This window comes from Psychroserpens sp. (assembly GCF_045105015.1).
In the GTDB taxonomy this organism is placed as follows: domain Bacteria; phylum Bacteroidota; class Bacteroidia; order Flavobacteriales; family Flavobacteriaceae; genus Psychroserpens.
On the sequence record NZ_JBGCCX010000003.1, the window covers coordinates 1 to 10,424 of the forward strand.

Annotated in this window: 7 protein-coding genes; 2 read left to right on the forward strand and 5 right to left on the reverse strand. The window is 32.2% G+C overall.

Annotated elements, in window-relative coordinates:
* On the forward strand, nucleotides 1–1,740 hold a 1,740-nt coding region (locus tag AB8B90_RS00140), incomplete at its 5' end, for an inorganic phosphate transporter (RefSeq protein WP_405332319.1).
* Nucleotides 1,741–1,788: 48 nt separating this feature from the next.
* On the opposite strand, the gene chrA is transcribed toward AB8B90_RS00140, so the two are convergent.
* Entirely contained in the window at nucleotides 1,789–2,916 is a 1,128-nt protein-coding gene (chrA, locus tag AB8B90_RS00145) for a chromate efflux transporter (protein WP_405332321.1), read from the reverse strand.
* 107 nt (nucleotides 2,917–3,023) lie between these two features.
* Here chrA and AB8B90_RS00150 point away from each other — a divergent pair, with 107 nt between their 5' ends.
* Nucleotides 3,024–3,749 (forward strand): DUF6503 family protein, encoded by a 726-nt coding sequence (locus tag AB8B90_RS00150; RefSeq protein WP_405332324.1) that lies wholly within the window; start codon nucleotides 3,024–3,026, stop codon nucleotides 3,747–3,749.
* Nucleotides 3,750–3,751: 2 nt separating this feature from the next.
* Here AB8B90_RS00150 and AB8B90_RS00155 read toward each other — a convergent pair whose 3' ends face one another.
* From AB8B90_RS00155 to AB8B90_RS00170, 4 genes are all read right to left on the reverse strand, one after another.
* Nucleotides 3,752–5,500, reverse strand: a complete 1,749-nt coding sequence (locus AB8B90_RS00155; protein ID WP_405332327.1) for a Na/Pi cotransporter family protein — start codon at nucleotides 5,498–5,500, stop codon at nucleotides 3,752–3,754.
* A 123-nt stretch (nucleotides 5,501–5,623) separates the two neighbouring features.
* The gene (locus AB8B90_RS00160) at nucleotides 5,624–8,122 is read right to left on the reverse strand and encodes a ribonucleoside-diphosphate reductase subunit alpha (protein ID WP_405332330.1); all 2,499 of its coding nucleotides are present in this window, start codon (nucleotides 8,120–8,122) and stop codon (nucleotides 5,624–5,626) included.
* A 192-nt stretch (nucleotides 8,123–8,314) separates the two neighbouring features.
* Complete coding sequence (locus tag AB8B90_RS00165; RefSeq protein WP_405332333.1) at nucleotides 8,315–9,304, reverse strand: ribonucleotide-diphosphate reductase subunit beta; 990 nt, start codon at nucleotides 9,302–9,304, stop codon at nucleotides 8,315–8,317.
* Nucleotides 9,305–9,690: 386 nt separating this feature from the next.
* A complete protein-coding gene (locus AB8B90_RS00170) occupies nucleotides 9,691–10,257 on the reverse strand; it encodes a DUF3109 family protein (RefSeq protein WP_405332336.1) in 567 nt (188 codons plus the stop codon).
* Nucleotides 10,258–10,424 lie beyond the last annotated feature (167 nt).

Consider the following 10,424-nt stretch of genomic DNA (forward strand, 5'->3'; position numbering starts at 1 on the left):
TACTTTATTTTTATGAAGGGTTTAAAAGGAACTTCTTATGCGAAAGAATCTTTTGATATCTTGGGTGGAGGAACTATGAAAGATTTTTTAGAAGCTCAGGTTTTGTCGATTGTATTAGTAAGTTCAGTTTTTTGGTCCTTGTTATCGTTTTTAATTATAAAATTTTTAAAGACCAATATTTATAAACTCATCATTATCGTTGGAACCTTTGCTTTAGCATTAGCTTTTTCTGGTAATGACTTAGTTAACTTTATTGGTGTACCTGTTGCCGCTTATAATGCATTCAATGAATGGACAGCTTCTGGAATGTCTGCAAACCTTTTTCCAATGGATGTACTGGCAGAAAAAGTGCCAACTAACAACTGGTTATTATTTGGTGCAGGTATGATTATGGTTTTAACTTTGTGGTTTTCTACTAAAGCAAAAGGAGTGGTGAAAACATCTTTAGACCTATCAAGCCAAGGTGAAACCAAAGAACGTTTTCAGCCTAATTTTTTGTCTCGTGGATTTGTAAGAGCAGCAATGGGAATGTCTCAAATGTCATCTTACATTTTACCAGAGTCATGGCAATCAAAAATTGAAAAACAATTTGAAACACCAGTAATTAAATTATCAAAAGATAAGGTTCATGAATTACCAGCGTTTGATTTAGTAAGAGCTGCAGTGAATTTAATGGTTGCGGCTGTTTTAATATCAATTGCAACATCGTATAAATTGCCACTATCTACTACTTATGTAACATTTATGGTAGCTATGGGTACTTCACTTGCTGATAGAGCTTGGGGAGCTGAAAGTGCAGTATATAGAGTTGCAGGAGTATTAAATGTTATTGGAGGCTGGTTCTTTACTGCATTTAGTGCTTTTTCAGCTGCAGCATTAGTTGCATATCTATTAAACTTGAACCTCTCAGTAATGTTTCCTCTATTATTAGTATTGGCGTTTGCATTATTGATAAGAAACTATATTTCTCACAATAAAAAATCTAAAGAAGTAAAAGCTGAAGATAGCCTAGTACGAGCAGAAAGTAGCTCAGTTCAAGGTGTTATACATGAGAGTGCAAGTAATATTGCAAATGTTGTGAAACGAACAAATAGAATTTATTCAAATGCTGTAGTTGGTCTTGCTAAACAAGATTTAACTTTATTGAAAAAGAGTAAGAAGCAAGTTCTAAAACTAACGGATGAAGTTGATGATTTACGAGATAATGTATTTTATTTTATTAAAAATTTAGATGAGTCTAGTATAGGTGCTAGTGATTTTTATATTAACATATTAGGATACCTACAAGACATGACTCAGTCTTTAGAATATATTTCTAAGATTAGTTATAAGCATATTAATAATAATCATAAGAAGCTTAAATTTAGCCAAATTAAAGAATTAAAAGAATTAGATGATAAATTGGAAGTGTTGTTTGAAGATACGAGAGTTGCTTTTAAATCAGAATCTTTTGAGCAAATTGGTGCTATTTTAAATGAACGAACTGAAGTTTATAAATTAGTTAAAGAGAAAATTAAAAAGCAAGTTGCACGAACTAGAACTGAAGAATCAAGTCCAAAAAATACTACACTTTATTTTAGTTTATTATTAGAAACTAAAGATTTGATTAAATCTACAATGAGCTTATTAGAAGAGTATCATGATTCATTTGATAGCACAGTAGAGCCGGCAACTATTAATGTTGTTGAAGAGCAAGTTGTTAATAACACAGAGCCTTCTAATGCAGATCAAGAAGAATAGCAAATGTTTTGCACATAAAAAAAGCTGTCATTAATATGATAGCTTTTTTTATGCCGTAAAAGTGATTAAAAGAAACCCTAAAAGTGCGCCAATAATGATAGTCCAAATGGTGCTAATTTTGGTCTTGAACGTTAAGAATATTCCGATTACAGCAATTGTAACGCTTTGCCATTCGATAAGCGTTTCTCTAGACATCACAATTAAAACAGCTATCATTACTGCAACAGCAGCTACGTTTACAGAGTCTAAAAAATGTCCTAAAATTAGAGAATTACGCATTCTTGGAATAAATGGGTTTAGTATTAATACAAACAAAAAAGATGGCAGAAAAATACCTGAGGTTGCTAATAATGCTCCTGTAAAACCAGACAGCTGATATCCTATAAATGTTGAGGTAGATAATACAGGACCTGGAGTAAACTGACCAATTGCAATAGCATCAATAAGTTCAGCTCTTGAAAGAATTCCTGTAGTTACTAATTCCGCATCTAGATACGCAAAAAGAACATAACCGCTGCCATAGAGAATAGCTCCAACTTTTAAAAAAATTAGAAAAAGCTTAATACTAGTAATTTTCGTCACTGTAACATTTACACCTAAGAATATAAAGATTGGTGATATTGATTTAAGATCAGTTGGAGCTTTAGTTTTTAAATAGAAGTATAACATACCGAAAAGACCACCTATTAATAATGCAATAATTTCATTTACTCCCAAAAGACACGCGATTAAAACAATTACACCAAGGATAATAAGCTCTGTATTTTTAATAGCCTTTCTTCCAAGTTTTAGTATTGCAGCAGCAATGATGGCCAAGACAGCTGGTTTGATACCATAAATAAAAGGTTCTACCTCTGGCAATTGACCATATTCAACATATAAATATGCTAATAGTGCTGTTATTAGAGTTGCTGGAAAAATAAATGAAATACCAGCAACAAATAAACCAGCTTTACCAGCTCTTTCATACCCACAATGCATTGTCATCTCTGTAGAATTTGGACCAGGTATAAGATTCGTCGTTCCAATAAGATCAAGGAAATAATCACGAGTCATCCACTTGCGTTTTTCTATGATTTCGTCTTCCATCATGGCAATATGTGCTGCAGGACCGCCAAAGGCAAAACAACCTAATTTAAAAAAAACTAGAGCAACTTCTTTTAATTTTGGATTCATAAATTAAGTGTGGGCATTATAAAATTATGCCGCTTTCGTGTGTTTCAAATATAATAGTCTTCAATTAAAATCAAAAAGATTACATTAGTGAAACTAAAAATAATAGCATGAAATTATTTAAATTCTTACTTGTTGTAATTTTCGGGGTTCAATTTATGATAGCTCAAGATATCAGTGGTTCATTACTTTTGGAGAAATCCATTAAATATCATGACCCATCTAATCAATGGGATACCTTTAGTGGTGAATTTGATATCGTAATGGAAATGCCAGATAATCCCAAGCGTTTAAGTCATATCACAATAAATCTTCCTGATGAATTTTTTAAAGTGATAGCTACTCGTGATACAACTGTTACTGAATATACTCTCGACAAAGGTCATTGTAGTATTTCTTTAAACGGTAAAACAGATTTAAGTAAGGCTGAATTATTTTCAAACAACTTAAGTTGTGAACGTGCAAAAATGTATAAAAATTACTACACTTATTTGTATGGTTTACCAATGAAGCTTAAAGATAAGGGAACTAATATTTCTGAAACTGTTGAACAAAAAATGTTTAGAGGGAAAGAGTATTTAGTACTGAAAGTCATGTATGATGAAGCTGTAGGTAATGATATTTGGTACTTTTATTTCAACCCAGAAACCTTTGCTATGGAAGTCTATCAATTTTTTAAGACTGATGAAAAAGGGAATATAAAACCTAACAGTGGAGAATTTATAATATTAACTGAAACAGAAACAATACATCAAATAAAAATACCAAAAGTAAGAGCTTGGTATTACAATAAAGATGATTCTTATTTGGCTACAGATATTTTAAAAACAGAGTAATTTTATCGATCTCCATTATCTAGTAAAGTATCCTTTTCACCATAAAGCAGTGAAGCAACACTGATGAGATTTTTAATGATATCGTTTACGTTATCAGTATCATTTACAAGAGAGGATGCCATGTCAACAGTAATCAAGTCTTTACGAATAATGGTATCAAGATCTAAATTATCTGAGTTTTTTTGATTTCGAGCTTCCAAATCTAGTTTTTTAAGTGCAACCGCATAAGTATCATTATCTTTTTCAGACCTAAACAAATGAATGACTCGCAATACTTTAGCCACTCGCTTACGCAATTTATTGTATTCTTTTTTAATGTGTTTGTTGTCAGAATTAAGATAAAGCGTAATATTTTTACTTAGCTCTTTTACATCTCTAATAATCTCAACCATTTTTCTGTTAGCGACTTTAATTTCGCTAATTTTTTGATTTTGTGCTTCATTTAAATCTAATTCGCTCTGAGCTTTGGTTGCATAATTAATGATTTGTCCGTAAATACTTTTGATTCGCCTTGTATATTCTTCTCTAATATCAAGCTCAAAAAGCACGTCTGATTTTTTAATGATTTTTTTGAGTTTCACATCAGATTTAATGTCTGATCTATGAATATTTAAAGCATGTGTTACAATTTCGAAAATGGTCTTTTTATATAAATATTTTGATTCTTTCAGTAACGCAGAAATGGCTGTTTCTGGATATCTCAAGATTGATTTTTTCAAAAACTTAGGTTCATCAACTTGTGAATCTGATTCTAATTTTTCTGGAACTATTTTTTCTACGAGTTTAGCGATTGGATTCACAAACCATACTAATACAAAGGTGTTTAAAATATTAAATGTTGTATGGAATAAGGAAATAGCTACAGGTATTGCAGCTGCAGATATATAAGGTGATTCAGACCCTAAAGCTTCACCTATCCAGCTCACAAATTTTAAAAAAGGATAAAATAAAATGAGCACCCAAATTACACCAATGATATTAAACACCAAATGTGCTCTAGCTGTTCGTTTTGCTTTATAACTAGCCACAAGTGCTGCAAGATTAGCTGTGATAGTAGTTCCAATGTTTTCACCTAACACCATTGCTGCTGCTAATTCAAACGGAATCCATCCTTCAGCAGTCATTATTAAAGTTAGTGCCATTGTAGCACTAGATGACTGTATAACAACGGTTAGAACAGTTCCTATCAATAAAAAGAGTATCACAGAAAGAAATCCAAGATCTGTATATTGACTTAAAAATTCTAGAATTTCAGGATTACTTTTTATGTCTGGCATGGCTTCTTTTAAAAATTGAAGACCAATAAATAGCAATGCAAAACCAATGATGAAATTTCCCCAGTTATCAAAGTTTTTCTTTTTAGAAAACGTAAATAAAAACCCAAATCCTACAAGAGGTAAAGCTATGGTACTCATACTAACTTTAAAACCTAGAATGGTAATCAACCAAGCGGTTATTGTTGTGCCAATATTTGCTCCCATTATGACACTAATAGATTCGGTAAGTGTTAGTAATCCTGCATTTGAAAAACTAACAACCATTAGGGTCGTTGCTGAAGACGATTGTATTACTGAAGTAATAAGAAACCCTGTAATTACTCCAAAGATTCTATTTGAAGTCATCGATGCTAAAAATGAACGAAGTCTATTTCCTGCAAGTTTTAATAAGGCATCACTCATGACTTTCATTCCAAAAAGGAATAAACCTAAAGCTCCAATTAGCTGTAGAATATCGTAAAAACCGTAATTCATATTTTATCTGTAGAATGTTAAGTTACTGTAAAATTCATGGATTCTCAAATACGTTTTAAAAATAGAAAATAAAAAAGCACCTCGAAAAAGGTGCTTTTTTATCAACAATAATACTTAAAACAATTAAGAACCACACATTAGGCAGTCATCACCTTCAGCTTCTTTAGCTTGAGCAATTAAAGCTTTCATTTCGTCTGCACTCATTGGTTCAACTTCTACAATAGAGGGTTCTAATTTTGGTTTTTCAGCTGTTTGCTTTGCGAATTTAGCAGCTGTTTCAGCTGCTTTTAGTTGCTTTTGAGCAACATTGTCAATAGTCACTTGTTGCACTTCAGCAACTGGTTCTGCTTTTTCAGTTCTTGCAATAGTTACTTTTTTGGCATCAACAGCACTCTTAGTACGTAAGTAGTACATTCCGGTTTTTAATCCGCTTTTCCAAGCATAGAAATGCATAGATGTTAATTTTGCCATTGTTGCACCTTCCATAAACAAGTTTAGTGATTGAGACTGATCGATAAAGTAACCTCTTTGACGAGACATATCTATAATATCTTTCATACTTAATTCCCAAACTGTTTTGTATAGTTCTTTAATATCTTGTGGAATTCTATCAACATGTTGGATTGACCCATTAGCACGCATGATTTCATTCTTTAAGCTTTCATCCCAAAGACCAAGCTCAACTAAATCTTCTAATAAATGCTTGTTTACAACAATAAACTCTCCAGATAGGACACGACGTGTATAAATGTTAGAGGTATAAGGTTCAAAACATTCGTTGTTTCCTAAAATTTGAGAGGTCGATGCTGTTGGCATTGGCGCAACTAATAAAGAGTTTCTTACACCATGTTTTGCGACTTGCTTACGTAATTTAGCCCAATCCCAAAGTCCGCTTAATTCTTCATCTTTAATTCCCCAAAGATTGTATTGGAATTCACCTTTACTAATTGGAGAGCCTTCATAAGATTCATAAGGGCCATCTGCTTTAGCTTCTTCCATACTCGCTGTAACTGCAGCGAAGTAGAGGGTTTCAAAAATATCGTGATTTAATTTTTTTGCTTCATCACTTGTAAACGGTAATCTTAATTTGATAAAAGCATCAGCTAATCCTTGAACACCTAAACCAATTGGTCTATGACGAAAATTAGAGTTTTCAGCTTCTTTTACTGGATAGTAATTTCTATCGATAACTTTATTTAAGTTCTTAGTGACACGTTTCGTAATTCTGAATAATTCTTTATGATCAAATTCTCCATTTTTAACAAACATTGGTAATGCAATCGATGCTAAATTACAGACAGCAACTTCATCTTTAGAAGTGTACTCCATGATTTCAGTACATAGATTAGATGAGCGTATTGTACCTAAGTTTTTCTGATTAGACTTACGGTTCGCTGCATCTTTGTATAACATATATGGAGTTCCAGTTTCAATTTGAGATTCTAATATTTTCTCCCAAAGCTCTCTCGCTTTTATTGCTTTACGTCCTTTACCTTCAGTTTCGTATTTAGTATATAGTGCTTCAAATTCTTCACTATGAACATCACATAATCCTGGACACTCATTAGGACACATCAAGGTCCATTGTCCATCTTCTTGAACACGCTTCATAAATAAATCTGGCATCCACATCGCGTAAAATAAATCACGAGCACGTAATTCTTCAGCACCATGATTTTTCTTTAAATCTAAAAAGCTCATGATGTCTGCATGCCAAGGCTCGATGTACATGGCAAAACTTCCTTTACGTTTTCCTCCGCCTTGGTCAACATAACGTGCAGTATCATTAAATACTTTTAGCATTGGGACAATACCATTACTAGTTCCATTTGTTCCAGCAATATAACTACCAGTAGCGCGAATGTTGTGAATAGATAAACCAATTCCTCCTGCAGATTGCGAAATTTTAGCAGTTTGTTTTAGTGTATCATAAATACCATCAATACTATCATCTTTCATTGTTAAAAGGAAACAAGATGACATTTGAGGTTTTGGTGTTCCTGAGTTGAATAACGTTGGTGTCGCGTGTGTAAAGTATTTTTTAGACATCAACTCATACGTTTCTATAGCTGCATCCAAATCATTAAGGTGAATACCAATAGATACTCTCATTAACATATGTTGTGGTCTTTCAGCAATTTGTCCGTTTAACTTTAAAAGATAAGAACGTTCAAGTGTTTTAAAGCCGAAGTAGTCATAACCAAAATCACGATTATAAATAATAGAAGAATCTAATTTATCTTTATTATCCATGATGACTTTATAAACTTCATCACTTAATAAAGGTGCTTTTTTTCCTGTTCTCGGATTTACATAAGTATATAAATCGGTCATGACCTCACTATAAGTCTTTTTTGTGTTTTTGTGTAAGTTAGACACAGAAATACGAGCTGCAAGTCTAGCATAATCAGGATGAGCAGTCGTCATCGTCGCAGCTTGCTCTGCAGCTAGATTATCTAATTCACTGGTAGTTACACCGTCGTATAAACCATCAATCACTCGCATTGCCACTTTAATTGGGTCAACAAGTTCATTAAGACCGTAACACAGTTTACGAACTCTCGACGTTATTTTGTCGAACATGATTGGCTCTTTTCTTCCGTCTCTTTTTAATACATACATACGTTACACATTTTTAGTTTTTTCTGAAGCGACTATTCAGAAAAAGGGATTAGTTAGTTATTGTCGATCATCAAGGGTGATAATTGGCAATGGATTAATTATTAGTTTTTATAATGGAATTAAAATTGGCTTTAAACTTTTAATAGTAACACGAAACCAATTAAAATAATTCTGTTTTCTCTTTGAATTGATCTAGAAGTCGAAACTATCTGAACCAAAATCATATTTGTTTTCCTCTTCCTCTTTGTTAAGAACACCAGCTTTTTGGTATTCTGAAACTCGTTTTTCGAAGAAATTTGTTTTTCCTTGTAATGAAATCATGTCCATGAAATCAAAAGGATTTGCTGTATTGTATACTTTTTCACAACCAAGATCTTGAAGCAATCCATCAGTTACAAATTCTAAATATTGTGACATCAATTTAGAGTTCATACCAATTAAACTGGCTGGTAGAGATTCAGTTATAAATTCTCTTTCAATATTAAGAGCATCTACCAAAATTTCTTTGATACGATCTTTAGGCACTTTATTTATTAAGTGATGTTCATGCAAGTGAACAGCAAAGTCACAGTGCATACCTTCATCACGAGAAATTAATTCATTTGAAAATGTTAAACCTGGCATTAAACCACGTTTTTTTAACCAAAAAATGGAACAAAAAGAACCTGAAAAGAAAATACCTTCAACAGCTGCAAATGCGATTAAACGCTCAGCAAAACTTGGAGATTCTATCCATTTTAAGGCCCATTCTGCTTTTTTCTTAATTGCAGGAAATGTTTCAATAGCATTAAAAAGATTAGCTTTTTCTTTTTCGTCTTTAACGTAAGTGTCAATTAATAATGAGTAGGTTTCACTATGAATGTTTTCCATCATGATTTGAAAACCGTAGAAAAATTTAGCCTCACTGTATTGTACTTCGTTTACGAAATTTTCTGCAAGATTTTCATTTACGATACCATCACTTGCAGCAAAAAATGCTAAAACGTGTTTTATGAAATATCGTTCATCATCTGTTAATTTTTGTGTCCAATCGGTAATATCTTGATGTAAATCAATTTCTTCAGCAGTCCACATACTTGCTTCAGATTTTTTATACCATTCCCATAAATCGTGATGTTGAATAGGGAAAATAACGAATCTGTCTTTATTTTCTGCTAAAATTGGTTCTACAAATTGAGACATATTTACTGTTTTATTTATTAAAAAAATGACTGAAAAATTTCGTGTGATTTGGGACTAACAAAGATTGGAAAATGAATGAGATATTTTGTCCTTTTTTCGGAAAGCTTTTCAACAAGTTTTTAACAATTGATAATTTGATAAAAATTTTAAAGATTTGTTAAAAATAATCATAAAAAGCTGATTATAAGATAGATACACTTTAAATTTTCAATACAAAAATGTAGGTATAATCTTATTAAATAGGCTGTCGGAACGCGTGTTTACTACGTTAAATCGATTGTAAAATACGATGTTAAAACATGAAAAAAAATGAAGACGAGTTTCATCGAAAATAGTCTAAAATTTTACTATAATTTTTGTGAATTGTAGTTTGTGAATTGATAGTGTTACCTATGTGTTTTAGCAACTTTCTCCAACTCGGCATACCAATCCTCACCAAACTTTCTAATTAAGGCTTCCTTTACAAATTTGTAAACTGGAACTTGTAATTCTTTTCCAAGAGCACAAGCATCGTCACAAATTTCCCATTGGTCGTAATTGACTGCAGAAAATTCAGAGTAGTCCTTAACACGAATTGGATATAAATGGCATGAGACAGGTTTTTTCCATGAGATTTCTCCTTGATTATAGGCCTCTTCAATCCCACAAAGTGCTGTTTTTTTCTCATCAAAAATGACATAGGCACAATCCGCACCATTAATTAAAGGGGTTTCGAAATCTCCAAAAACTGTAGTTATGTGAGTTCCTTGAGTTTCAATAGCCACAATGCCTTCTTCGCGTAAAAAAGGTTTCACTTTAGGATAAATATCTTTTAGAATTTCAACTTCTTTCGCGTCTAATGGAGCACCAGCATCACCATCAATACAGCACGCGCCTTTACATGCAGACAAATTGCATACAAAATCCTTTTCTATTATGGATTCAGAAACTATAGTTTTTCCCAGTTGAAACATACATTTTTAAGCTAAAAGTAATGACCACAAAAATAGTTAAACTTTACGATTATTTAATGTTATAAAACGCACTTAAAGGCTTACTTTTGCCGAAAATTTATAAGTCATGAATATTCAATTAAATTTTAAAGAAATATTTACTGCGTTTATGGTCTTGTTTGCTGTTA